Origin of the sequence: Sphingopyxis sp. J-6 (assembly GCF_046603995.1) — a bacterium.
Classification (GTDB): Bacteria; Pseudomonadota; Alphaproteobacteria; order Sphingomonadales; family Sphingomonadaceae; genus Sphingopyxis.
Window position 1 is genome coordinate 3,059,646 of sequence record NZ_CP145810.1, and the last position, 23,589, is coordinate 3,083,234.

22 protein-coding genes are annotated in these 23,589 nt (G+C 65.5%); 6 read left to right on the plus strand and 16 right to left on the minus strand.

Features of this window, described 5'->3' with window-relative positions; genetic code table 11:
- Positions 1-154: 154 nt before the first annotated feature.
- Positions 155-310, plus strand: a complete 156-nt coding sequence (locus V6U71_RS14780) for a hypothetical protein (protein ID WP_411339168.1) — start codon at positions 155-157, stop codon at positions 308-310.
- 71 nt (positions 311-381) lie between these two features.
- On the opposite strand, the gene V6U71_RS14785 is transcribed toward V6U71_RS14780, so the two are convergent.
- Positions 382-2,922: a TonB-dependent receptor gene (locus V6U71_RS14785; RefSeq protein ID WP_411339169.1), complete on the minus strand. Its 2,541-nt coding sequence runs from the start codon at positions 2,920-2,922 to the stop codon at positions 382-384.
- 96 nt (positions 2,923-3,018) lie between these two features.
- On the minus strand, positions 3,019-3,189 hold the full coding sequence (locus V6U71_RS14790; RefSeq protein ID WP_084758162.1) for a YezD family protein: 171 nt from the start codon (positions 3,187-3,189) through the stop codon (positions 3,019-3,021).
- A 190-nt stretch (positions 3,190-3,379) separates the two neighbouring features.
- Here V6U71_RS14790 and V6U71_RS14795 point away from each other — a divergent pair, with 190 nt between their 5' ends.
- The 4 genes from V6U71_RS14795 (at position 3,380) to V6U71_RS14810 (ending at position 8,020) form a co-directional block, all read left to right on the plus strand.
- Positions 3,380-4,384: an NAD(P)H-dependent flavin oxidoreductase gene (locus V6U71_RS14795; protein ID WP_411339170.1), complete on the plus strand. Its 1,005-nt coding sequence runs from the start codon at positions 3,380-3,382 to the stop codon at positions 4,382-4,384.
- 32 nt (positions 4,385-4,416) lie between these two features.
- On the plus strand, positions 4,417-5,169 hold the full coding sequence (locus tag V6U71_RS14800; RefSeq protein WP_411339171.1) for a hypothetical protein: 753 nt from the start codon (positions 4,417-4,419) through the stop codon (positions 5,167-5,169).
- Positions 5,170-5,234: 65 nt separating this feature from the next.
- Positions 5,235-7,529 carry a phosphoenolpyruvate--protein phosphotransferase gene (gene ptsP / locus V6U71_RS14805; protein ID WP_411339172.1) on the plus strand — a complete coding sequence of 765 codons (2,295 nt, stop codon included), beginning with the start codon at positions 5,235-5,237 and terminating at the stop codon, positions 7,527-7,529.
- Between the two features lie 80 nt (positions 7,530-7,609).
- Entirely contained in the window at positions 7,610-8,020 is a 411-nt protein-coding gene (locus V6U71_RS14810) for a GFA family protein (RefSeq protein WP_411339173.1), read from the plus strand.
- A 21-nt stretch (positions 8,021-8,041) separates the two neighbouring features.
- Here V6U71_RS14810 and V6U71_RS14815 read toward each other — a convergent pair whose 3' ends face one another.
- The 13 genes from V6U71_RS14815 to V6U71_RS14875 all read right to left on the minus strand — a co-directional run bounded on the left by V6U71_RS14815 (position 8,042) and on the right by V6U71_RS14875 (position 21,877).
- A complete protein-coding gene (locus V6U71_RS14815; RefSeq protein WP_411339174.1) occupies positions 8,042-8,395 on the minus strand; it encodes an MmcQ/YjbR family DNA-binding protein in 354 nt (117 codons plus the stop codon).
- On the minus strand, positions 8,395-9,717 hold the full coding sequence (locus V6U71_RS14820) for a replication-associated recombination protein A (protein ID WP_411339175.1): 1,323 nt from the start codon (positions 9,715-9,717) through the stop codon (positions 8,395-8,397). The genes V6U71_RS14815 and V6U71_RS14820 overlap by 1 nt, the downstream gene beginning before the upstream one ends.
- Before the next feature lie 7 nt (positions 9,718-9,724).
- Complete coding sequence (locus V6U71_RS14825) at positions 9,725-10,882, minus strand: glycosyltransferase family 4 protein (RefSeq protein WP_411339176.1); 1,158 nt, start codon at positions 10,880-10,882, stop codon at positions 9,725-9,727.
- Positions 10,883-10,945: 63 nt separating this feature from the next.
- Entirely contained in the window at positions 10,946-11,890 is a 945-nt protein-coding gene (locus tag V6U71_RS14830; RefSeq protein ID WP_411339177.1) for a hemolysin family protein, read from the minus strand.
- Between the two features lie 17 nt (positions 11,891-11,907).
- On the minus strand, positions 11,908-12,414 hold the full coding sequence (gene ybeY, locus V6U71_RS14835; RefSeq protein ID WP_411339178.1) for an rRNA maturation RNase YbeY: 507 nt from the start codon (positions 12,412-12,414) through the stop codon (positions 11,908-11,910).
- 196 nt (positions 12,415-12,610) lie between these two features.
- A complete protein-coding gene (locus tag V6U71_RS14840) occupies positions 12,611-13,834 on the minus strand; it encodes a thiolase family protein (protein ID WP_411339179.1) in 1,224 nt (407 codons plus the stop codon).
- Complete coding sequence (locus V6U71_RS14845; RefSeq protein ID WP_411339180.1) at positions 13,834-15,378, minus strand: AMP-binding protein; 1,545 nt, start codon at positions 15,376-15,378, stop codon at positions 13,834-13,836. The genes V6U71_RS14840 and V6U71_RS14845 overlap by 1 nt, the downstream gene beginning before the upstream one ends.
- Positions 15,379-15,390: 12 nt before the next feature.
- Complete coding sequence (locus tag V6U71_RS14850; RefSeq protein WP_054724515.1) at positions 15,391-16,845, minus strand: pyruvate carboxylase; 1,455 nt, start codon at positions 16,843-16,845, stop codon at positions 15,391-15,393.
- Between the two features lie 3 nt (positions 16,846-16,848).
- Positions 16,849-18,216: an acetyl-CoA carboxylase biotin carboxylase subunit gene (locus V6U71_RS14855; RefSeq protein WP_411339181.1), complete on the minus strand. Its 1,368-nt coding sequence runs from the start codon at positions 18,214-18,216 to the stop codon at positions 16,849-16,851.
- Positions 18,217-18,219: 3 nt separating this feature from the next.
- Positions 18,220-18,714, minus strand: coding sequence for an acetyl-CoA carboxylase biotin carboxyl carrier protein (locus V6U71_RS14860; protein ID WP_411339182.1), 495 nt, complete (start codon positions 18,712-18,714; stop codon positions 18,220-18,222).
- Entirely contained in the window at positions 18,711-20,258 is a 1,548-nt protein-coding gene (locus V6U71_RS14865; protein ID WP_411339183.1) for a hypothetical protein, read from the minus strand. Before V6U71_RS14865 ends, V6U71_RS14860 begins: the two co-directional genes overlap by 4 nt.
- 285 nt (positions 20,259-20,543) lie before the next feature.
- Positions 20,544-21,419: a sigma-70 family RNA polymerase sigma factor gene (locus V6U71_RS14870; protein ID WP_411339184.1), complete on the minus strand. Its 876-nt coding sequence runs from the start codon at positions 21,417-21,419 to the stop codon at positions 20,544-20,546.
- A complete protein-coding gene (locus tag V6U71_RS14875) occupies positions 21,419-21,877 on the minus strand; it encodes a carboxymuconolactone decarboxylase family protein (RefSeq protein ID WP_411339185.1) in 459 nt (152 codons plus the stop codon). The genes V6U71_RS14870 and V6U71_RS14875 overlap by 1 nt, the downstream gene beginning before the upstream one ends.
- A 138-nt stretch (positions 21,878-22,015) precedes the next feature.
- Here V6U71_RS14875 and V6U71_RS14880 point away from each other — a divergent pair, with 138 nt between their 5' ends.
- A complete protein-coding gene (locus tag V6U71_RS14880; RefSeq protein WP_411339186.1) occupies positions 22,016-22,393 on the plus strand; it encodes a DoxX family protein in 378 nt (125 codons plus the stop codon).
- Between the two features lie 206 nt (positions 22,394-22,599).
- Here the strand turns inward: V6U71_RS14880 and V6U71_RS14885 are convergent, their stop codons facing one another.
- Positions 22,600-23,574, minus strand: a complete 975-nt coding sequence (locus tag V6U71_RS14885; protein WP_411339187.1) for a DUF6607 family protein — start codon at positions 23,572-23,574, stop codon at positions 22,600-22,602.
- Positions 23,575-23,589 lie beyond the last annotated feature (15 nt).

The following is a 23,589-nucleotide window of genomic DNA, read 5'->3' on the forward strand; positions in this document are numbered from 1 at the left end:
GAACGAACCGATCATTGGCAGGTTCCGTTGCGGTCTATTGGGGGACCCATCCCGTGTCCGCCACGCCTCGGCGAACATCGGCAACATGTTGATCCGTAGGGGGTTGCTTCATTGTCGCGGCATGATGGCATGACGCGGCAAAAGGAGATGGAAAGTGGCTAACACCCCCAACCAGCAGAACCAGAAAAAGCCGCAGGCGGACCGCGACGAAGAGCAGCGCCGCCAGCAGCAGCAGCAGGGCGGCCAGCAGCGCCAGCCCGGCAGCGATCAGCGCCCCGGACAGGGCCGCGAGAACCCGCAGCAGCGCTGACCCACGTCAACCTGCATGAGAAAGGGCCGCCCCCACGGGGCGGCCCTTTTCTTTATACCGGCGGCGGAGGATCAGAAGTTGAACTTCACCGTGCCGCCCCAGGTCCGCGGGTCGCCGACGGTACCGGCGATCAGGCCGGTGTTGCCGGGGGCGACCTGCAACAATTCGATATAGTTGACGTCGAAAGCGTTGCGCACCCAGCCGAAAACGTCGAAGCCCTCGGCCCGGAAGCCGACCCGGAAGTTGGTCAGCGCATAGCCCTTGACGTTGGTGTAGATCGACGGCGACGCGTTCGAATTCCAGTGCGAGCGATAATTGCCGTCGATGCCCAGATAGACCTGCCCTTCCTTCGCCAGCAACGTCACCGGAACATTGGTCTCCGCACCATAGGAAAAGGCCCATTTCGACACGCCCGGCAGACGCTGGCCCGAAATGTCGCACTGCCGCGGACTGAGCGCGCCGGGAACGCCGGGCTGCGAATAATCGGGTTCGGCGCCGTCCGGCTGGAGCGTGCCGCCCGACAGTTCGGGCGGACACGGCGCGTTGGTGAACTTCTTGTACTTCGCGTCGGTGTAGGCGCCGTTGGCATAAGCGGTGAAGCGATCGCTCGCGACGATCTTGAGGTCGGCTTCGATACCCTGCGTCCGGACCTTGTCGGCGTTGGCGAGATAGCCGCGCACCGTGCCGAACTGGCCGCCGTTCACCGTCGCCTGGAAATTCTTGATGTCGGTGCGGAACGCCGACAGGTTGAAGGTCGCCCGGCGATCGAGGAACTGCGTCTTGAGCCCCACCTCGAAGTGGTTGATCGATTCGGGCTTCACCGTGCTGGCATCGTAGTTGACGCTATTGTCGGCGTTGAGCGGCAAGCCGTTCTGGTTGATGCCCAGCGTCTTGAAGCTCTTGGCATAGGTCGCATAGGCGAGGATGTCCGGCGCAACCTTGTAGTTCACGTTGAAATCGTAAGTGAAGTTCCAGGCACTGTCCGACGGCGTGCTGAGTTGCGGCTGATAGACGCCGCACTGCGCCGAAAGTCCTGCCACCGTGCCGGGCGCCGGAATGGGCGTGCAGCTGATGATCTGGCCCTGACCGTTGGTCACGACGCGCTCGTAAAAGCCCGACTTCTTGTCATAGTTGACGCGCACGCCCGGCTGGATGGTCAGGGCGTCGGTCACCTTCCAGCTAAGCTGGCCGAACAACGCGGCGCTGGTGCTCTTGAGATATTGCGTGTTGGTGGCGGTCAGCCCTTCGAGGATGGCCGGATTGTCGGCATTGGCGCCGGTCAGGCTCCACTTGCCGGCGTCCGCACCCTGCTGCTCGGTACCCTGCGTATCGATGCGCTGCTTGAAGCCGAACAGGCCGACGACGAAATCGAGCTTGTCGCTTTCATAATTGTAGCGGAACTCCTGGCTGTACTGGTCCTGCTGCGACGGATTCTGCGATTTCGAGACGATCGACAGCCCCGTGAAGTCGCGATCATTCTCGGGCTGCCAGTCCCAGAAACGCCATGCGGTGATCGAGGTGAATGTGCCCGGGCCGACGTCCCACTTCACTCGCGCCGAAACGCCGCCGATCTTGTTCCCGGCGCTGAGGCTGGCGTCGAGATCGGTCAGGCGGTCGTAGGGATTGGTGCTGGGCACCGCATAGTTGCGACCGGGATTGGCGGCGTTGATCGCGGCGACCAGCGCGTCATATTGGCGGCCGGGGGCGCGCTGGGTCGTACCGACGCGGACATAGGTCGTGCCGCAGCATTCGGGATCCTGCCGGCTGTAGTCGCCCGCAAGGGTGATGCTGAGATCTTCGTTGGGCTGGAACAGGAGCTGACCGCGCAGGCCCAGATTATCCTGTTCGTTGATCCAGCGGTCGCTGGTGACGTTGTAGAGGGTACCGCGCCGGCTGGTCGCGGCGATGGCGATGCGCGCGGCGATCTTGTCGGTCAGCGGGCCCGAGATGGCGGCCTTCGCCTGCCGGTAGTTGAGGTTGCCGACACTGAGCTCGGCCCTGCCCTCGAAATCGAAGGTCGGCTGATTGGTCGTGATGTTGATGGCGCCGGCCGTGGTATTCTTGCCGTACAGCGTACCCTGCGGGCCGCGCAGCACCTCGACCTGCTCGACATCCAGAAAGTCGAAGGTCGCGGCGGCAACACGCGAATTATAGACGTCGTCGACATAGATGCCGACGCCCTGCTCGAAGCCATCGCTGGTCAGGCCGAACGGCACGCCCATGCCGCGAATGTTGACCGACGTGTTGCGCGGGTTCGAGGTATAGACCTGCAACGTCGGCGCGAGTTGCTGAAGCTTCACGACGTTGAAATTGCCCGTCGCCTCGATCGAATCGCCCCGAATGACCGAGATTGCGACCGGCACTTCCTGCGCGGTTTCCTGACGGCGGCGGGCGGTGACGATGATCACGTCGCCGCGGCTGGCATCGTCGTCGGCCGCTGCAGAGGCATTAGCGGTAGCGGCGGTGGTCGTGGCAAGGGCCACACCGTTCGCAGCACTGTCGGCGGACGCTTCTTCGGCCGCGGCCGGGGTCGCGCCGAGCGCGAGGAGAAGCGAAAGCGTGACGGAAGACGCCTGCACACGGCGGCGGACGGACGGGTATTTCGCGGTCATGGTTATTTCCTGTTGCAAGAGAAATCACCACATCCGGTCGTCCGGTCTGCAGCAGGTAGTGCGAGGGACGCCTGTCCCCCGTCGGGAGTTTTGAATTCAGTTGGGGTAGCGGTGCCGCTCGGTCACATCGACCTGCACCAGCCGGCCTTCGTGAACGGTCAACTGGATCGCCCCGAAGCGCAGCTTTTCGAGCGCGTCGAGCACGGTCTGCACCGCGCGCGGCGTCGCCTCCTGCGCGCTTTCCGCCTCGGTTTTCGGATGGGTCATCTTGTCCTTCCCTTCGTTTTTGAGTCGGCGCGCAACCTATATCAAGTTTTTTAGTAGACAATGATTGATTTGCTTTCTGCGCCGAAAGGTTCGGTTGCTGCGCCAAAGCGATTCAGGGGTGCGACGGGTCGACAAGGGTGCGAACGCCAGGGATTGCGCGCGAGTCCCAGTGCTGGCAAAGGCGGTTTCAATGAGCAAAATTAACGATCTGATGGCGCGCGGAACCGCGCTTCTGGGCAGCGATTACGCCATCCTTTGCGGCGCGATGAGCTGGGTTTCCGAACGAAGCCTCGTCAGCGCGATCAGCAATGCGGGCGGTTTCGGCGTCATCGCCTGCGGCGCGATGACGCCCGAACTTCTCGATACCGAAATTGCCGCGACCAAGGCGCTCGCAACGCGCAATTTTGGCGTCAACCTGATCACCATGCACCCGCAATTGTTCGACCTGATCGACGTGTGCGCCAAACATGGCGTTGGCCATGTCGTGCTCGCGGGCGGGCTGCCGCCCAAAGGCAGCCTCGAAGCGATCAAGGCATCGGGCGCGAAGGTCATCTGCTTCGCCCCGACCCTCGCGCTCGCGAAAAAGCTCGTCCGCTCGGGCGTCGACGCGCTGGTGATCGAGGGGATGGAAGCCGGCGGCCATATCGGCCCGGTGTCGACCAGTGTCCTTGCGCAGGAAATCCTGCCCTCGCTCGCGGACGAAGTGCCGATTTTCGTCGCTGGCGGCATCGGGCGCGGCGAGGCGATCGCCGCCTATCTGGAAATGGGCGCGTCGGGCGTCCAGCTCGGCACGCGCTTCGTCTGCGCGACCGAAAGCATCGCCCATCCCAATTTCAAGAAAGCCTTCATGCGCGCATCGGCGCGCGAAGCCGTGGCGAGTGTCCAGATCGACCCGCGCCTGCCGGTGATCCCGGTTCGCGCACTCAAAAATGCCGGGACCGAGGCGTTTACCGTCAAGCAGCGCGAAGTCGCGAACCGCCTCGACGGCGGCGAGGTCGACATGGCCGAGGCGCAGCTCGAGATCGAGCATTATTGGGCCGGGGCTCTGCGTCGTGCGGTGATCGACGGCGACGTCGAAAATGGTTCGTTAATGGCAGGGCAATCTGTCGGTATGGTAACGCAGGAAGAGAGCGTCGCCGATATTATCGCGGCTTTGGTGCAACAGGCCGAAGCCGCCTTGCACGCTCGGGGTTGAGGCCGCATGCTGGTGCGGTTGGGGAGAATATGATGAATTTGTCGCGTAAGATCGTTGTGGCCGGGCTTTTGGCGAGCGTCGCCGCCTGCGCACCCAAACCGCCGCCGCCGCCGCCGCCCCCGCCGCCCCCGCCGCCGGTGATCGTCGTCCCGCCGCGTCCGATGCCGCCGGGCAGCGCCGCGCTCACCCAGATCCTGCCGGGGCGCGGGATCGACGGCCGCTTTGTCACGGCGAACAGCCACATGACCGGCGACCGCGCCTTCTGGCAGATGAAGATCGGCCTCAACGTCGCGGCGATCGGCTGCCGCGGGCTCGAGGAAGCCACGATGGTGTCGGCGTACAACAATATCATCAAGGCGCATGCCAAGGTGATCAAGGCGACCGAAAAGACGGTGATCAAGGATCTCGGCAAGGAAAACGGCAACAACGGCATCGCGCCGCGCGACCGGCTGTCGACGCAATTGTTCAACTATTTCGCCCAGCCCCCCGCGCAGCGCGAATTTTGCGCCCGCGCGAACGAGATCGCGCAGATCGTGTCGTCGACACCGAGCGCGCAGGTCGTCGAGCAGGCACCCGCGCATCTTGCGCGGCTCGACCAGCCCTTCATCGACTTTTACGAAGCCTATGCGAAATATCAGGTCGATGTTGCGGCGTGGGATGCCAAATATGCTGCGCCGCCGCCGGTGACCAGCGCGCCGGCCCCGCTGACGACGACGGTGCCGACGGACACGTCGGTTACCGTCGGCCCGCCGGCGATCCCGCCGACGGGCGGCACCAACCCCTGAGCATCGTCCGACAAAATCACGTGCGGCCTTGGCGTTGACCCCCTGCTTCTGATAGCAGGGAGTCAATGACCAACGCCCCACCCCCGCCCTCGACCGCCGCCCAGTCAGCGCGCACGATCCTGACCCGGCTGCACGAAGTGATGGCGGCGCGGACCAATGCGCAGAGCAAGCTCAATCAGGTCGTCGGCATCATTGGTGAATGCCTCGATAGCGAGGTCTGCTCGATCTATCTGTTGCGCGACGGATCGCTCGAACTCTATGCAACGCGCGGACTGAAACAAGAGGCGGTGCACGTCACCCGGCTGGCGCTCGGCGAAGGCCTTGTCGGCACGATCGCCGACCAGATCGAAACGCTGAACCTCGACGAAGCGGCGGCGCATCCCGACTTTTCCTACCGCCCCGAAACCGGCGAGGAATTGTTCCACAGCTTCGCCGGCGTGCCGATCATCCGCCGCGAACGCGCCGTCGGCGTGCTCTGCGTCCAGCACAGCGATCCGCGCCGCTATGCCGATATCGAGATCGAGACACTGCAGACCGTCGCGATGGTGTTGTCCGAACTGATCGCCAACGCCGACCTCGTCGACACCGCGGCGCGCATCGACGCAGCAGCGACCGACCAGTCGGCGCAGCGGCTGGCCGGACAGAAGCTCGTCGACGGCATGGGGGCGGGGATCGCGGTTTTCCACCAGCCGCGCATCACCATCGAACATACGGTCGCCGACGATATCGAAGCCGAACGGCACCGGGTCTATGCCGCGTTCGACAAGATGCGCGAACAGATCGACCGCATGACGAGCCAGGCCGAATTCGGCGTCGGCGGCGAACATGAGGAGGTCCTCGAGACCTACAAGATGTTCGCCTATGACGAAGGCTGGTCGCGCCGGATCAACGAGGCGATCGACAGCGGCCTGACCGCCGAGGCGGCGATCGAGCGCGTCCAGCAACGCACCCGGATGCGCATGCGCCAGATCGACGATCCGCTGCTGCGCGACCGCATGCACGATCTGGAGGATCTGTCGAACCGGCTGATCCGGATCGTGTCGGGCCAGATGGGCACCGCCGCGCAAATGGGCCTGCGGCAGGATTCGATCCTGATCGCGCGCAACCTCGGCCCCGCAGAATTGCTCGAATATGATCGCCGCCGCCTCAAGGGCGTCGTGCTCGAGGAAGGATCGCTGACCGCGCACGTCATCATCGTCGCGCGCGCGATGGGGGTCCCGGTTCTCGGCCGAGTCCGCGATGTGCGCACCTCGATCCGCGAAGGCGATCTGCTGCTCATCGACGCTGGCGCTGGTACGGTACAGGTCCGGCCGACACAGGCGGTACTCGACGCTTTCGACGCAAAGCTCGAAATCTCGCAGAAGCGCCGCGCCAACCTCGCCGCGCTGCGCGACCTGCCTGCGGTGACGAAGGACGGCGTGCCCATCGAACTGATGATCAACGCCGGTCTCCGCGAAGATGTCGCAGCGCTGGACCTGACGGGCGCGCGCGGCATCGGGCTGTTTCGCACCGAATTCCAGTTTCTCGTCTCGGCGACCCTGCCCGCACGCGACCGGCAGCAACGGCTGTATCGCGATGTGCTCGACGCCGCGGGCGACCGGCCGGTGATCTTTCGCACTGTCGACATCGGCGGCGACAAGGCGCTGCCCTATATGAACACCGACACCGCGCTGGAGGAAAATCCGGCGATGGGGTGGCGCGCGCTGCGCCTCGCGCTCGAACGTGAGGGGTTGCTCAAGGTCCAGGCGCGCGCGCTGATGGAGGCGGCAGCGGGACGGACGCTGAATGTGATGTTCCCGATGGTGTCCGAACCGTGGGAATATGAAGCAGCGCGCGACCTGTTCGTCGGCCAGCGCGCGTGGCTCGCCAGCCACAACAAGAAGCTGCCCGTCGCAATCCGCTATGGCGCGATGCTCGAGGTGCCGGGACTGGTCGAAACTCTCGACCTGATGCTGCCGCACCTCGATTTCCTGTCGATCGGCACCAACGACCTCACCCAGTTCCTCTTCGCTGCCGACCGCGCCCACCCGCGGCTTGCGGAACGGTACGACTGGCTGTCCCCGACGGTCATGCGTTACCTGTCGCGCGTCGTCAAAATCGTCGCGGGCAGCAAGGTGGCGCTGGGCGTGTGCGGCGAAATGGGCGGGCGCCCGCTCGAGGCGATGGCCCTGCTCGGCGTCGGGATCGAGCGGCTGTCGATCACTCCCGCGGGCGTCGGCCCGGTCAAGGCGATGATCCGCTCGCTCGACCTCGGCGCGCTGCGTGCCGCAATGCCTGCCATCCTCGCGCAGCCGGCGGCCGACCCGCGCGGGCAGTATCAGCAATGGGCGAGCGCGCATGGCGTCGACTTGGGCGATTGATCTGGGGCGATTGACCGCCGGGGTAATTGCTTTTGTAAAAATGTTTATGATATGTTCTCCCCATATATGAGGAGAGCGACATGAGTGATTCTGCTGCACGTGCCCCCGGCCAATGCCATTGCGGCGCGATCCGTTATTCGATGCCGACCGCGGTCGAACACCACGCCCTGTGTCATTGCCAGGATTGCCGCCGCCATGCGGGCGCGCCGATGGTCGGCTGGGCGCTCGTTGGCCGCAATGCCCTGGAGATGAGCGGCGAGCCCAAAGTCTATGCCTCGTCCGAACATGGCCGCCGCCATTTCTGCGGCGACTGCGGCACCGGGCTTTTTTATACCAACGAAGCAATCTTCCCCGGCCAGATCGACGTCCAGACCGCGACGCTCGACGATCCCGACCTGATCCCGGCACAGGTGCAGATCCAGACCGCCGAACGCATCGGCTGGATGGAAAAGCTCGACCAGATGCCGGCGTTCGAGCGCTATCCGGGCTAAGCGGCGCGAGCGCCCCTGCCCTCAGGGTCGCTCGCCAAAGTCCTGACGCTGCGCCTTCTTCGCGCGGTCCCACCAGGCGCGGCGGATGACGTCGGCGATACGTTCGGGATCGTCGGCCCCGAAGCGGACGAGCAGCGCGTGCCAGCCTTCGTAATGCGGCGTCTGCCAGAAAGTGGCGGGGTCGGTTTCGAGCAGGATGTCCTTCTCGTCGGGCTTGCACATCACGGCAAAACTTCCCGCCTCGCGCCCAGGCGACGCCAGCGCCTTGCCGTTGAGCTTGGGACAGGGGGTACCGTAGAAGGGCAGCATCTCGACATCGGGCAAGGTGCAGGCAAAGCGCACCACATCGTCCCAACTGTCGAATTTAGATGCCATCATCCGCCCTTGGCCCGCCGCTGCTCGTCCCACCAGGCGATCCGCTCGGCGATGCGCTTTTCGAACCCGCGGTCGGTCGGCCGGTAATAGGTTTGCGCGCCCATGCCTTCGGGCCAGTAATCGGCGCCCGAGAACCCGCCCTCGGCGTCATGGTCATATTCATAGCCCGCGCCATAGCCGAGATCCTTCATCAGCTTGGTCGGAGCGTTGAGGATATTGGCGGGCGGCGCGAGCGACCCGGTGTCGCGTGCCGACGCAAAGGCCGCCTTTTGCGCGGCATAGGCGGCGTTGGATTTGGGTGCGGTCGCGAGATAGAGGCACGCCTGCACGATCGCGAGTTCGCCTTCGGGCGAGCCGAGGAACTGATAGGCATCCTTGGCGGCGAGGCATTGCACAAGCGCCTGCGGATCGGCGAGGCCGACATCTTCGCTCGCGAAGCGGACGAGCCGCCGCAGCACATAAAGCGGCTCCTCGCCCGCGACGAGCATGCGCGCCATATAGTAAAGCGCCGCCTGCGGGTCCGACCCACGCAGCGCCTTGTGGAGCGCCGAAATCAGATTGTAGTGCCCGTCGCGATCCTTGTCGTAGACGGGCATGCGACGATGAAGGAACTGCGCCAGTTCAGCCGGATCGAGCGGCGCGTCGATCGCGGCCGAAAACAGCGTTTCGACCTGATTGAGCAGGAAACGCCCGTCGCCGTCGGCACTGGCGATCAGCGACGCCCGCGCTTCGTCGGTGACCGGCAGCGCCCGGCCGACCTCGGCCTCGGCACGCTCGACCAGTGTCGCCAGCGCCGCCTCGTCGAGGCGGTGGAGCACCAGCACCTGCGCGCGCGACAGCAGCGCGGCGTTGAGCGCGAAGCTGGGATTCTCGGTCGTCGCGCCGACCAGCACCACCGTGCCGCGCTCGACATAGGGCAGGAAACCGTCCTGCTGCGCGCGATTGAAGCGGTGAATTTCGTCGACGAAAAGCAGGGTGCGCTTGCCCGCCGCCGCCATCTTCTCGGCGTCGGCGAAGGCCTGACGAAGATCGGCGACGCCCGAAAAGACCGCCGACAGCGGCGCGAAGCGCATGCCAACCGCTTCGGCAAGCAGGCGAGCGATCGTCGTCTTGCCCGTCCCCGGCGGTCCCCAGAGGATGATCGACGACAATTGCCCCGCCGCGACCATTCGCCCGATCGTCCCCTCCGGGCCGGTCAGATGCTCCTGCCCGACGACGTCGGCCAGCGCGCGCGGGCGCAAACGTTCGGCAAGCGGCACCGCCCCCGTCGCGCCGCCGCCCTGCTCTGCAGGCGCGTCCTCGCCAAACAGGTCGCCGGCCATCGCGGGCTCAGCCCCCGTGCCGCTGTTTCTGGCGGATCAGCCGCAAATAGGTGTCGGCGACCGTCTGGTTGATCGCATCCCACTGATAGGTTGCGCTCTCCTGCAGCGCCGCCGCGCCGTGCGCCGCGCGCAGGGCGGGATCGCGGCAATAGCGTTCGAGATCGTCGGCAAAGCTGGTGATCGACCCCGGCGTCACGAGATAGCCCGTCTGGCCGTGCTTGACGATGCTCGCGCTGCCGGTCGCGCGCGCGGCGACGACCGGCAGCCCGCACGCCATAGCCTCGAGAGTAACATTGCCGAAGGTCTCGGTAACCGACGGGTTGAACAGCATGTCGCACGACGCCAGCGCTCGGGCGAGGTTGTCGCCGCCCTGGAAGCCGACGAACTTGGCGCGCGGCAGCCGCGATTCGAACCAGTCGCCGGCCGGCCCCTCGCCGATCACGACGACCTCGTGCGGGACGCCGCGGCGGCCGAGCTGGTCGATCGCATCGGCGAAGACATCGAGCCCCTTTTCCATCACCAGCCGTCCGAGGAAGGCGATCGCCGGTACGTCGTCGGCCATCCCCCACGAACGGCGCCACGTCAGATCGCGGCGTCCGGGGTTGAACACATCGCGCTCGACCCCGCGCGTCCAGATGCCGATATCGTAATTCATCCGCTGCTGGCGCAAGACCTGCGCAAAACTTTCCGACGGCGCAATCAGCGCATCGCACTTGCGGTACAGCTTGCGCAGCCAGGCGACGATGACCGGTTCGAGGAAGGACAGGTTGTAATAGCGAAAATAGGTTTCGAAGCGCGTGTGCACCGAGCAAGCGACCGGAATCCGCCGCCGCCGCGCCCATGCCGCCGCCTGCCGCGACACGCGGTCGGGACTGGAGATATGGAGGATGTTCGGCGCGAACTGGGTGATATCCTCGCGAACCCGCGACGAGAAATGGAGCGGAATGCGATATTCGGGGCGGTTCGGGATCGCCATCGACGGCACGCTGACCAGGTCGCCCGTCGGCTCGAAATCGGGGTTGGCGACGGTCGGCGAATAGACGCGCACCGCCGCCCCCTGCGACAGCAGATAGCCGACGAGGCGGTTCAACGCCTTGTTCGCGCCATCGACCGTCATGTTGTAATTGCCGCTGAAGAGGGCGATGCGAAGGTCCGAAACGTCCATCCGGCCTCAGCTAGTCCGATCGCGGCTCAAAGGCAATCGGGCGCAGGCGTCCGCCCTCCCCGATCAATAATCCTCCGGCCGTTCCGGCGGGGCTTCGAGATCGACCTCGACCGGCGGATGGAGGCGCAGGTGATGGACGCGGCGCTCGTCGGCCTCGGTCACCTCGATCCGCCAGCCGCTCGGGTGGAGCAAGATCTCGCCGACCTCGGGCACATGGCCGGCAAGCACAGCAGCGAGGCCGCCGAGCGTGTCGACATCCTCGTCGACCTCGGCAAGCCGCGGGTCGATCGCCTCGCCGATATCGTCGAGTTCGGCGCGCGCGTCGGCCTCCCAGCAGCCATGTTCGCCCGCGACGATCAGCGGTTCGGGCTCGTCGTCATGTTCGTCCTCGATCTCGCCGACGATTTCCTCGACCAGATCCTCGATCGTCAGCAGTCCTTCGGTGCCCGAATATTCGTCGATGACGATGGCAAGATGGGTCCGTTTGGCGCGCATTTCGGCGAGCAGGTCGAGCACGCCCATCGACTGCGGGACGTAGAGCGGCTGGCGGATCAGGTCGAGCAGCGGCGGCGGCGCCCGTCCCTCGGCCAGCACCGCGAAGACATCCTTGACGTGGATCATGCCGACGACCTCGTCGAGCGTCTCGCGATAGACCGGCAGGCGGCTGTGGCCCGCTTCGGCAAAGAGCGCGACCGCCTCGGCAAAACTCGCGCTTTCGGGAATGGCAATGATGTCGGCGCGCGGCACCGCGACATCGTCGACCGTCTGCTCGCCGAAATGGAGGAGGTTGCGGAGCATCTTGCGCTCGATCGGCGACAGGTCGCCGACGATGCTGCTCCCCCGCCGCTCCTGGCCTTCCTCCTCGGCCTCGTCGATGACGTCTTCGATCTGTTCGCGCAGCGACGGCTCCTTGTCGCCGCCGAACAACAGGTTCTTCAGCCCGGACAACAGTCCGGATCTACTACTGTCCTCTTCCGATCGGTTCGAAGACCCCTGGTCGTCGGGCATATATTGGCTTTTCCCTGTTAATCCTGCTCCGCATATGGATTGGCGATGCCCAGCGATGCAAGCGCTTTCACTTCCAGCGCCTCCATCGCCGCGGCGCTGGCATCGTCCATATGATCGTAGCCGACCAGATGGAGCGTACCATGGACGATCAGGTGCGTCGCATGATCGACGAGCGGAATCCCCTTCTCTTCCGCCTCGCGCGCGCAGGTTTCGCGGGCGAGGACGATGTCGCCGAGCAGGATTTCGCCATCGTCGCTGTTCGCCAGCCCTTCGAGCAGGTCGTCCTGTACCTGCGGAAAGGAGAGGACGTTGGTCGGTTTGTCCTTGCCGCGAAAATCGCGGTTAAGCGCGTGCACCTCGGCATCGTTGGTCAGGCGCACCGCGATCTCGACCAGCGGCGCGGCGTTGGCGAGCGATGCATAGGGCGTCAGCGCGAGCGCCGCAGCGGCGGCCTCGCCGGCGCGCACCTCCCACTCGATCGCATCGGGCCACGGCGTCGCAGCATGGGTTTCAACGCTCAGCACGAAAAAACTCGCGAAGGAAAATCCCCAGAAAACTGGGCAACTTCACACTGAAATCGCGTTTTGCGCGTAGGGGACAAGGCAGATGACAGGGCAAAGCGGATCATGGCGCGACGCTATCGCGGTGGTGCAATGTAGGACAGCAAAAAGTTGACAGGAGGCCCCGCCGGGCGGCGCAGGCGGCATTCGCTTCAGATCGTCATCTTGCCAATATCGTCACCGCCGACATGCCGTCTTCGACCCCGTAGAAGCCGCCGCTGTTCTCGGCGATCGCGATGCGCGCGCCTTCCACTTGCCGCGCACCGGCATCCCCGCGCAAATGGGTGACCAGTTCAAAAATCTGCCCCAGCCCCGTCGCGCCGAGCGGGTGGCCTTTCGACACCAGCCCGCCCGAGACATTGACCGGAATGCGCCCGCCGAGCGCCGTCTCGCCGCGTTCGGCGGCGATGCCCGCCTCGCCGGGGGCGCAGAGGCCGAGCGCTTCGGTCTGGATCATCTCGCCGATCGAGCTGGCGTCGTGGACCTCGGCGATGTCGATATCCTTCGGACCGACGCTCGCCTTTTCATAAGCGCGCGCGCCGACGATGCGCGTGACATGGTTGGCATAATCGTCGGGCGCGCGTTCGCTCCCGGTCTGCGATTCCGCCGCCAGCACGCGTACGGCGCGCGCATCGGGAAAGCGCCTTGCCCAATCGGCGCTGCACACGATCGCCGCCGATGCACCATCGCTGATCGGCGCGCACATCGGATTGGTCAGCGGCCAGGCGACGGTCGGCGCCGCGAGCACCTCGTCGACCGACATCGGCTTGCGATACTGGCTGAGCGGGTTGTGCACCGAATGGCCGTGATCCTTCGCCGCGATCGCGGCGATCTGGCGCTGCGTCGATCCATAGGTCGCGATATGCAGCCGCGCCTGCGCGGCATAGGCCTGCATCAGCACATTGGGACTGTCGCTCTCGCCGCCCGGCGGCACCGGTGCGAGCAGGCCGGCGGTCTTCGCGAGATAGGCCTCGGCCTCGACGATGTCGCGCGGCTGCTGGAACACCGCGAACTTCTTGGCGCGGTCGTCCGAATAGAGCTTCTCGACCCCGACGACGAGCACGGCTTCGGCGAGCCCGGCGCGGACATAATCGACGGCGACGTGCAGGCCCATGGTCGAGCTGGCGCACGCTGCCTCGACATGCATGGCGCGCACGCCCGAAATGCCGAGCGGGCGCAGCGCATATTCGCCGGGGATCGACATTTCGCCGGCAAAAAAGCCCTGGATGACATTGGCATAGACCGCCATGTCGATCGCGCTCGCCGGTACCCCGCTGTCGGCCAGCGCATCGCGCACCGCCCATTGCGTGAGCTGTTCGTGGCTCTTGTCGAGATGCCGCCCGAAGGGCGTCATGCCGATGCCGAGGATCACGGCATCGCGCATCAGATCGTCCTTCCGGCGGCGGTCCAGCGCTCGCGGCGCAGTTCGGCGCGGAGCACCTTGCCCGCATTGCTGCGCGGCAGCGCCGCGATGACCTCGATCGCCTTGGGCGTCTTCACCGGCCCCAGCGCCTCGCGGGCGGCGGCGAGCAGCGCATCGGTATCGATGCTCACCCCCGCGCGCGGCTCGACCACGGCGACCACGGCCTCGCCCCATTTGTCGTCGGGCACGCCGATCACGGCGCAGTCCTGGACATCGGGATGCGCGAGGATCGCCTGCTCGACCTCGGCCGGATAGATGTTGAATCCGCCCGAGATGATCATGTCCTTCTTGCGGTCGACGACATAGAACCAGCCGTCCGCATCGCGCACCCCGATGTCGCCCGTATGGTGCCAGCCGAAGGTGGACACTTCGGCCGTCGCCTCCGGGTTCTTGTAATAGCCCGCCATCACCAGCGGCCCGCGCACGACGATCTCGCCGCGTTCGCCCGGCGGGAGGATGTTGCCCTCTTCATCCATGATCTCGACGATCGACAGCAGGTTGGCGCGGCCGCAGCTCCCCGGATGGGCAAGTTCGCCGGCGGCGTTCAGATGCTCGTGCGGCGGCATCGCGGTGACGCACATCGGCGCCTCGGTCTGGCCGAAGCTCGCGTTCATCACCGGGCCGAGCACCGCAATCGCTTCCTTCAGCCGGTCGAGCGACATCGGCGCCCCGGCGTAGCTGATATATTCGAGGCTCGAGAGGTCGGCGGTCCGCACGCTCGGCTCGGCGAGCAGCATGTAGATCGCGGTCGGCGGCAGGAACATATAGGTCACGCGGTGGCGCTCGATCGCCTCGACCACCGCGGGCGGATCGAATTTCGGCAGCACCACCACCGTCCCGCCGAGCGCCATGCTGGCGAGCGCGAGCGGCCCCGCGGCGTGGGTCATCGGCGCGGCGACGAGGTTCACCGGCGGTACCTTCATGGGCATCGATGCGACGAGGCTCGACACCAGCGCCTGCCAGTTGCGGTTCGACAGCATCACCCCCTTGGGCCGCCCCGTCGTCCCGCCAGTGTTGCCAAGAAACGCCAGCTCGTCCTCATGCCCCGGGCGCCGCTGCGGCGCCGGTTCTTCCGCGCCGTCCAGCATATCCTCGAGGAAGATATCGGCTTCGGGAAAGGGCCGGTCGAGCGCGACATAGCGGCGGATGTTCGGGCATTCGGCGCGGAAGGTCGCGATGCGGTCGGCGACCTCCGAATGGACGAACAAAGTATCGACGTCGAGCAGGTCGAGCAGATAGGCATTCTCGCCCACCGCGGCGCGGTTGTTCGCCATCACCCACACGCCGTCGGCGCGCAGGATGCCGAGGATCGCCTCGAACGCGGCCATCGCATTGCCGCTCAGCACCGCCGCATGCGCGCCCGCCGCGAAACCGTCGGCGATCAGCGCACGCGCGATGGCGTGGCTGCGCGCCGACACCTCGGCATAGGTCCGCATGCTGTCGCCCGCGATCATGCACGGCTTGTCATGCGCCATCCGCGCGCCGCGATCGAAATAGTCGATCATCCGCATCGGCGGCTATCTCCGCATCACCAGATCGAGTTCGGCCGACTTGATCTGCACGAACGGGGTCTTCGCGACCTGCATCAGCCGCCGCACCTGCTCCATCTCGGGCGACGAAAGCGTGGGATAATCGCGCTTCAGCGGGCCAGCCGCGCGCATCCGTTCGATATCCGACGCCGGCACCAGCGCGCGCAGGATCAGTTCGTCCTCGTCGTCGGTGCCGTGCTGGCGCTTCAGTTCGGCGAGGTCGGGTTCGGGCGGCGGATTGCCGAAAATCTCCTTCGCGCGCGGCGCCGCGGCGATGCGGTCCATGACGTCGGGATCGATCGGGGCCGGCGGCTCGCCATAATAGCCGGCGGCATATTGGATCACCTCGTCGGGGATCGCGCCATAGCGCTTGCCGGTGACGATATTGAGCACCGCGAGCGTGCCGACGAGCTGCGCGAAAGGCGTCGCCATGCCGGGATAACCAAGCTCGCGGCGCACCGCGGCGACCTCGTCGAGCACCTGCGGCAGCATGTCGAGCATATTCTGCTGGATGAGCTGGTTGCGCAGCGTCCCCATCATCCCGCCCGGGATCTGGGTGGTCAGCGAGGTGACATCATATTCATAATGCTGGTCGTGGAGGTAACCCGCAGTCTTCGCCACCTTGCGGAAATGCTCGGACACCGGCTGCAGTTTCGACACATCGATGTCGTGGGTGTGGCCGAGCGCCTCCATATTCTTGACCATGATGTCGATCGACGGGATCGACGGACCGTTCGCCATCGAGCGCGCCGCGGTGTGGAGCACGGTCACGCCATATTCGACCGCGTCGCAATAGGCCTTCGCCGATTGCCCCAGCATATTGTTCGAATGCATCTCGACCGGCTTGCCGCGCGCATTGGCGACGATCGCCGGCACCAGCGTCTTGATCCGGTCGCGGTCGAGCACGCCGCCGGTGTCGTAGAGCAAAAGGCTGTCCACTTCCGGGATCGCCGAGAGCTTGTCGGCCTTGTCCGCCCAGAAGGCATCGTCATGGACCGGCGACAGGGTGAACAGCATCGTCGCCGCGACCTTGCAGTCATATTTCTTCGACAGCTTGGCGAGCCGCGTCATCTTGTCGATGTTGAACAGCACGTCGTAGATCCACCAGCTCCGCACGCCATGGACGCAGAGCCGCTCCATCCACAGGTCCATCAAGACCTGCGGCGTGAAACCGAAGGTCACCGACCCGTTCGAGCGGATGCCGCCGCGCACCGGGGTATTCTTGATCTGGCTCATCATCAGGTCGAACCCCGCCCAGGGATCCTCCTGGCAATGGCGGACGAGCACTTCGAACAACGACGACCCGGCAAGGCTGATCGTCGAATAGCCGGTCTGGTCGATCGTCGGCAGCGCCGGATAGGCCTGCCCCGCCTGCATCCGCATGCCCCACAGGCTCTGCTGGCCGTCGCGGCAGGTTTCGTCGAGGAATTTGATGTGCGCCATGGGCTACTCCGCTGCGATCGCCGGTTCGGCGAGCATCACTTGTTCGAGCCAGCGCGTGTGGAAAGCGTTGGCGATGAAATCGGGGTGGCGGACGATCTGGCGGTGCAGGTCGATCGTCGTCGGCACACCTTCGACGGTAAAATCGTCGAGCGCCTGCGTCAGCCGCGACACCGCCTGCGCGCGGTCCTTGCCATGGACGATCAGCTTGCCGACCATCGAGTCATAGAAGGGTGGGATGGCAGCGCCGCTGCTCATATGGCTGTCGAGCCGGATGCCCTCGCCTTCGGGCGGCGCCCAGCGAGTGATCGTGCCGGGAACGGGGGTGAAACCGCGCGCCGCATCCTCGGCATTGATCCGGCATTCGATCGCATGGCCCGACAGCACGACATCGTCCTGCGCCATCGACAGCCCCTGCCCGCCCGCGACGCGAAGCTGCTGCTGCACCAGGTCGACGCCGCTCACCATTTCGCTGACCGGATGCTCGACCTGGATGCGCGCGTTGACCTCGATGAAATAGACTTCCTGCCGCATCACGTCGTAGAGGAACTCGACCGTGCCGGCGTTGCGGTAGGCAACGCTCGCGGCCAGATCGACCGCCGCCTTGTGCAGCTCGGCGCGCAGGCTGTCGGGCATCGCGACGCTCGGCGCTTCCTCGATCAATTTCTGGTAGCGGCGCTGCACCGAACAGTCGCGCTCGCCGAAATGGACGACCTTGCCCTGTCCGTCGCCGATCAGCTGCACCTCGACATGGCGCGCTTCGGGGACGAAGCGCTCCATGAACAGCGTGCCGTCGTTGAACGCCGCCAACGCCTCGGCGCTGGCGCGCCCGTAACCCGCCTCGACCTCTTCGCCGTTGTTCGCGATCACCATGCCGCGTCCGCCGCCGCCCGCCGCGGCCTTGAGCAGCACCGGATAGCCGATTTCGTCCGCGATACGCCGCGCGTCGGCGGCGCTGCCGATCTCGCCGCTGCCGGGGACCAGCGGCACCCCGGCCGCCGACGCCATTTCGCGCGCGCGAAGCTTGTCGCCGAGCGCGTCGATGATGTCCGGCTGCGGCCCGACGAAGATGATGCCATGATCTTCGCAGAGCTGCGCGAACATCGCGCGCTCGGACAGGAAGCCATAGCCCGGGTGGAGCGCGTCGCAGCCGGTCGCCTTCGCCGCCTGCACGACGAGTTTCGCATCGAGATAGCTGCGCGCTGCGGGACCCGGCCCCAGCACGACGGTGCGGTCGACCAGCCGCGCCGCGGCGCTGTCGCGGTCGGCTTCGGACACGCCGAGCACGGTTTCGATGCCCAGCGCCTGCGCGGCGCGCGCGACGCGGAGCGCGATCTCGCCGCGGTTGGCGATGAACAGGCGGCCGATCGCCATCGGTCAGCCCTTCACGATCACGAACAGCGGCTGGTCGGCCTCGACCAGCGCCCCGTCGGCCGACAGGATGGCGTGGACGATGCCATCGCTGCCGGCACGGACGGTCGTGAACAATTTCATGACCTCGACGAGGCAGAGTTCCGATTCTGCGGTCACTGCGCTGCCGACCTCGACATAGGCCGGCGAACCGGGCTTCGGCGCGCGATAGAAGGTACCGAGATAGGGCGCCCGAACGATCTCGGCGCCTTCGGGCCATGTCTCCGCCGCGGGCAAAGGGTCCGCCGCCGGCTTCGGGGGTACCGTACCGGCGGCGGCAGGGGAGACTGGCGATGAAGGTGCGGGGGCGGCGGGCACTCCCGTGCTGAGCCCGATGCTGCCCGCGTCGTTCGACAGATAGATTTCGACGCCGTCGCGCACGACGTGCAGTTCGCGCAGCCCCGACTTTTCGAACTCGGCGATCAGTTGCTCGAGTTCGGCGGTACGATCGGCGGCGCTCATTGGCCTGCTCCCCGCAAGGCTTCGATGTCGGCGCGGCTCAGACCCGCCCCCTTGCCGGCGAGCCGCGACCCCTGCTGCTCGTCGCGGTACATCGCCTGCACTGCGGGGTCGTCGCTGCGATATTTGACCGTCGTGTCGCACAGGAAACGGTAATCGGGCGCCATCTGCCGCGGCACGAATGCTGCGGCACGCGCGTTATATTCGGCCAGCGGCAATACCCCGGCGGTGGTCGTATAGCGGTCGGCCTTGGCGCCGAGATGGGTGACCCCCTCGCCGATCGGCGCCAGCTTCGGTGCCTCGCCCTCGTGGCCGAGCGTGCTGTACGGGATCTGCGAGATATAGCGCACGGGATTATTGTTATGCTGCATCATCGCATAGTCGCTGATGCGCTGGCTCGGCAGGTCGACAAGACCGACCAGTTCGCCGAGGAAGTCGCGCCCGAACTCGTCGTTGAGCAAGGGGCGGAAGCGGTCGGCGCGCGGGTCGATCGTCATCCAGTCGTTGACGTCGTAAACCCCGGCGATGTGCGCGAAATCCTTGGCCATCGAGAAATAGACGAGCGCCCCGGCGTCCATCATCTGGTCGCGGCTCCAGCCCGCGACGCGTTTCCACAACGCGACGGTTGCGACGCGGACCTTCTCGGTCAGCTCCTCGAACGTGTCGGCGAGTTCGTCGGCCGACCCCATGCCGACCGGCACGAAGCCCTCCGACAGCACGTCGGAGGTGTAGAGGCCGACGCCGGTCAGCTTGTCGGCGGTAAATTCGGGACGCGATTCAAAGCTGCCCCAATCGTCCATCAGATAGAAATGGCACCCCGTCGCTTCCATGGTGACGGTCAGGTTGTTATATGGAATGTCGCCCGCGATCCCGTCGAGCCAGGGATAATCCCCCTCAGCGAGGTCGGTGAATTCGCGAACGATGAGCTCGCGGCCGTCGCCGAGGTTATAGGGGCCGTTGTTGTTGAGCGACACGCGGCTCTCGCAAGACACGAGAAAGCCATATTGCGACACGGTGGCGAGGAACGCCTGCGCCGCCTTGTGCAACCGGTCGCCGACCGCGCAGGCGTGCAGGTCGGCGTGGAAGCGCTGGACCCGGCGTTCGGGCAGCAATTGCACGCGCTGGCCGAATTCGCGCGCGTTGAGGTGCCCGTCCTCGCGCTGCTGCGCCAGTTTGAAGCGGCGCCAGAAGTCCATGACATAGGCGACGTCCTCGGCGGCGTCCTCGGGCGCGAGCATCCCGAAATTGATCAGCATCTCGCGGCCGAGCAGATAGAAGGTCGGCAGGCCCCAGCCCGGCAGGTTTCCGAATTTCCCGCCCATCGCGCGGGCGCGGTCGCCGATCTCCTCGGCCGACATCTTCGCCTCGACCTTTCGCAGCAACTCGGGATAGCGATAGAAGCAGCAGAGATAGGACAGAAGCATATAGGACGGCACGGGGAACAGTTTCGATTCCTGCACCGTCCGCGTCACGCACAGCCAATAGGTATCGTCGCCCAGTGTCTGGATCGCATTGTTCGCTTCCAGCAATCGTGCGTAGCTCAACATCACTCACCCCTTGCCCGCCCCCTGTCGACCGGGGACTCGTTCGCTGACCTCCGGTTAGCACCGTCGGACGCGCAGGGAAAGAGTGTTTAGGCGAAATCGTCGAACGAAATTGCACGGCGACGATCGTAGTCGGGTTAGATTGAAGCATGGCCCTCCTTATCTTGTCATCCCGGCGAAGGCCGGGATCCCGCCATATCGTCCTGACGCATCGGTGAGATCGTGTTTCAGAGTCATGTGCCTCTGAACACCCTTCGCCGGGATGACGATAGTAAATGGTGACCACGCTCAATGCATGTGCTTGAGCTTGTCGGGATTTCGCATCACATAGATGCCGGTGACCTTACCGTCTTCGATCTCGAGCGCTGTCGTCTGCAATTCGCCATCGGCTTCGCGCGTCACGAATCCCGGCAGGCCGTTGATCATGCCGGTGTGGACGAGCGTCGAGCCATATTTGCCGAACAGCACCGCAAGGCTGCGATGAAGCTTCAGCACCGTGTCGAAGCCAAGCACCGGCCCCATCGCGGCGGGACGCTTGCCGCCGCCGTCGGCCCACATGCCGACATCGGCGGCAAGCAGCGCGCCGAGCGCGCTCATGTCGCCGCTGCGCGAGGCGGCGAAAAACGCGTTGGCGATTTCCATCCCCTGCTCTTTCTCGAGCTTGTAGCGCGGCCGCGCGTCGCGAACGTGGCTGCGCGCGCGCGCCGCGAGCTGGCGCGTCGCGGCGGCGTCGCGGCCGATCGTCGCCCCGACCTCGTCGAAACCGACGCCGAAGACGTCGTGCAGGAGGAACGCCGCGCGTTCGAGCGGGGAGAGGCGTTCGAGCGCGAGCATCAGCGGCAGCGTGACGTCGTCGGCTTCCTCTTCCTCGACGAGCGGATCGGGCAGCCAGGGACCGACGTAGGTCTCGCGGGTGCGGCGCGCCGACTTGAGCTGGTCGAGGCAAAGCCGCGTCACCGTCCGCCGCAGGAAGGCGGCGGGCTCGCGCACCTCGTCGCGGTCGGTGCCGAGCCAGCGGAGGAAGGCATCCTGCACCACATCCTCGGCATCGGCGACCGAGCCGAGCATGCGATAGGCGACGCGGATCAGGAGCGGGCGCAGCGGATCGAAACTCGCCGCCGCGTCCGCCGTACCCGTCTCGCCGTGGGTGCCTTCGCCAGTCATCAGGCGGCCTTCGCGGGCGCGCCGCCTTCGTACCAGAGGTCGAAGCCGACCGCGATGCGGTTCCAGCCGTTGATGACGTTGACCATCACGGTGAGGTTCATCTGTTCCTCCGGCGTGAAATGCGCTTCGAGCGCGGCGCGCGCGTCCTTCTGTGTGTGCCCTTGCGACAGGCGGGTCAAGGCGTCGGTCCACGCCAGCGCCGCGCGCTCGCGATCGGTATAAACGGGAGCCTCGTGCCACGCGGCGAGCAGGTAGATGCGCTGTTCGGTTTCGCCTTTGGCGCGCGCTTCGTTGCTGTGCATATTGATGCAGTTGGCGCAGCCGTTGAGGATCGACGAGCGGATCTTCACAAGCTCGATCAGGCTCGGCTCGAGGCTGTTCTGCGCGGCGAGCGACACCGCCATCCACTGTTTCATCAACTGCGGCGAGGCGGCGAAGGGGTCGGTTATCCGCGTCATGTCATGCTCCTTTTCACGGGTTGTGCAGACATGACGAGACAGGATCGGCCGATGTGACATGGGCCGCGAAAAAATTCGCCTTCGCCGAAAATTTCGTTAGCCTGCCCGCCTCGACAACCGGAATGAGGGGGAGCGATCATGAAATTTCTCGATGGTTATGGCGCACAGGCCTACGCGCTGCTGCGCATCGTCGCCGGGCTGCTGTTCCTGGCGCATGGCGTGCAGAAATTCTTCAATTTTCCGGTGGCATTTCCGATGCCGCTCAACCCGATGCTCTATGCCGCGGGGGCGATCGAGCTGGTCGCGGGGGGATTGATCGTCATCGGCCTGTTCACACGCCCGGCGGCCTTCCTCGCCAGCGGCATGTCGGCAGTCGGCTATTGGGTCGCGCACGGCAGCCAGGGCGCCTTTCCGATCGCCAACGGCGGCGAGACAATCGCGCTCTATTGCTTCATCTTCCTGTTCATCGCGACGCACGGCGCCGGGATCTGGAGCGTCGAGGGCGCGAGGAAGTAGGATCGCGGGCTGGCGCTGCTTCAAGGACCGCGAGGTTTCGCGGGCCGCATTGGCGTGAGGAGCGGACGTTTGCGCCTCCTATGTGATCCCCGGCGAAAGCCGGGGCCCATGGCGACCAAAGCTGCTTTACCCTTCTGGGCCCCGGCTTTCGCCGGGGATCACGAGAGCAGCAACCAACCGCCAGCCACCCACAAGACGCGCGCCCGTCAAAGCTTCCGCGTATTCGCCTCGATCAGCTTCTTCGCTTCGGCGATGGCCTTGGCCGTCGTCAGCTTCTTGTCCTGCACCTCGTCGGCCATTTCGAGGAGGCGACCGCTGATTACGGTACCCGTTTGGGCCTCCTCGTCGATCGCGATACCGCCCTTGGCCGTAGCGACGCGGTCCCATTCGGCACGAACGGCGGCCCAGTAGTCCCTGGTCGCGGCCCAATAATCGTCGGCCGCCTTCACGTCATACTGATCGTATTTGATATAGGTGTTGAGCACATATTCCTGGACGATCGGCACCAGCTTGCCGTCCTTTGTCCCCATCTTGGTATTGTCCTGCCAGTGGACCCAGCCGTCGGGGCTCGGCTGGTGGCGGTTGATCGACAGATAGCGGTCGTAGACGGGGTTGCGCACAGCATCGCGGCGCGCGAGCGGGCGCCAGGTCCAGTTCGACCGCCAGCGGCGGACGCCGCCCTGCGTTTCGAATTGCCCCCAGCCGCCGTAACGCGGTGAATCATCGACCTGCCAGACGGTCTGCGACCAGCGGCCGGTGCGCGTCTTTTCGGGGACGTCCTCCCACTGCCATGTGTTGCGGTCCGAATAGACGAGCAGTTTCGCGGGTTCATATTCCCAGTCCTGCCGCCAATGCTTGATGATCATGCTCTTGTCGTCGTCGCCGGTGATGACGAGCATGTGCTGCAGCACGATCTTACGGCCGGTGTCCTCGATGACGCGGACGACCTCGTTGCCGCCCGAGCGCTTGGGTTCGAGCACTTCGTAATCGGGGTCCCAGCGCGTCGATTCCTGCATGTTGAAGCTGACGCGGTAATTGCCCGCCATCGCAAGAATGTCGGCGCGGTCCTGCTCGAAGCTCGCCGCGGCGGCTTCGGCGGCGATCGGCGGATGCGCCGATACACCGGCGGGAAGTGCGGCGGACAGGAGGAGCGCGGCGGCGACGGTGCGGAACGTTTTCATGGTGCAGTCCTTCGG

Excerpts from the sequence above, each read along its gene's own strand:
- V6U71_RS14785 (WP_411339169.1), bottom strand. The coding sequence starts at position 2,922 with ATGACCGCGAAATACCCGTCCGTCCGCCGCCGTGTGCAGGCGTCTTCC.
- V6U71_RS14855 (WP_411339181.1), bottom strand. The coding sequence starts at position 18,216 with ATGGCGATCGGCCGCCTGTTCATCGCCAACCGCGGCGAGATCGCGCTC.
- V6U71_RS14845 (WP_411339180.1), bottom strand. The coding sequence starts at position 15,378 with ATGATCGACTATTTCGATCGCGGCGCGCGGATGGCGCATGACAAGCCG.
- V6U71_RS14790 (WP_084758162.1), bottom strand. The coding sequence starts at position 3,189 with ATGACCCATCCGAAAACCGAGGCGGAAAGCGCGCAGGAGGCGACGCCG.
- V6U71_RS14885 (WP_411339187.1), bottom strand. The coding sequence starts at position 23,574 with ATGAAAACGTTCCGCACCGTCGCCGCCGCGCTCCTCCTGTCCGCCGCA.
- ptsP (WP_411339172.1), top strand. The coding sequence starts at position 5,235 with ATGACCAACGCCCCACCCCCGCCCTCGACCGCCGCCCAGTCAGCGCGC.
- V6U71_RS14875 (WP_411339185.1), bottom strand. The coding sequence starts at position 21,877 with ATGACGCGGATAACCGACCCCTTCGCCGCCTCGCCGCAGTTGATGAAA.
- V6U71_RS14800 (WP_411339171.1), top strand. The coding sequence starts at position 4,417 with ATGAATTTGTCGCGTAAGATCGTTGTGGCCGGGCTTTTGGCGAGCGTC.
- V6U71_RS14860 (WP_411339182.1), bottom strand. The coding sequence starts at position 18,714 with ATGAGCGCCGCCGATCGTACCGCCGAACTCGAGCAACTGATCGCCGAG.
- V6U71_RS14865 (WP_411339183.1), bottom strand. The coding sequence starts at position 20,258 with ATGTTGAGCTACGCACGATTGCTGGAAGCGAACAATGCGATCCAGACA.
- V6U71_RS14820 (WP_411339175.1), bottom strand. The coding sequence starts at position 9,717 with ATGGCCGGCGACCTGTTTGGCGAGGACGCGCCTGCAGAGCAGGGCGGC.
- V6U71_RS14840 (WP_411339179.1), bottom strand. The coding sequence starts at position 13,834 with ATGCGCGATGCCGTGATCCTCGGCATCGGCATGACGCCCTTCGGGCGG.
- V6U71_RS14815 (WP_411339174.1), bottom strand. The coding sequence starts at position 8,395 with ATGGCATCTAAATTCGACAGTTGGGACGATGTGGTGCGCTTTGCCTGC.
- V6U71_RS14825 (WP_411339176.1), bottom strand. The coding sequence starts at position 10,882 with ATGGACGTTTCGGACCTTCGCATCGCCCTCTTCAGCGGCAATTACAAC.
- V6U71_RS14870 (WP_411339184.1), bottom strand. The coding sequence starts at position 21,419 with ATGACTGGCGAAGGCACCCACGGCGAGACGGGTACGGCGGACGCGGCG.
- V6U71_RS14880 (WP_411339186.1), top strand. The coding sequence starts at position 22,016 with ATGAAATTTCTCGATGGTTATGGCGCACAGGCCTACGCGCTGCTGCGC.
- V6U71_RS14830 (WP_411339177.1), bottom strand. The coding sequence starts at position 11,890 with ATGCCCGACGACCAGGGGTCTTCGAACCGATCGGAAGAGGACAGTAGT.
- V6U71_RS14795 (WP_411339170.1), top strand. The coding sequence starts at position 3,380 with ATGAGCAAAATTAACGATCTGATGGCGCGCGGAACCGCGCTTCTGGGC.
- V6U71_RS14810 (WP_411339173.1), top strand. The coding sequence starts at position 7,610 with ATGAGTGATTCTGCTGCACGTGCCCCCGGCCAATGCCATTGCGGCGCG.
- V6U71_RS14850 (WP_054724515.1), bottom strand. The coding sequence starts at position 16,845 with ATGGCGCACATCAAATTCCTCGACGAAACCTGCCGCGACGGCCAGCAG.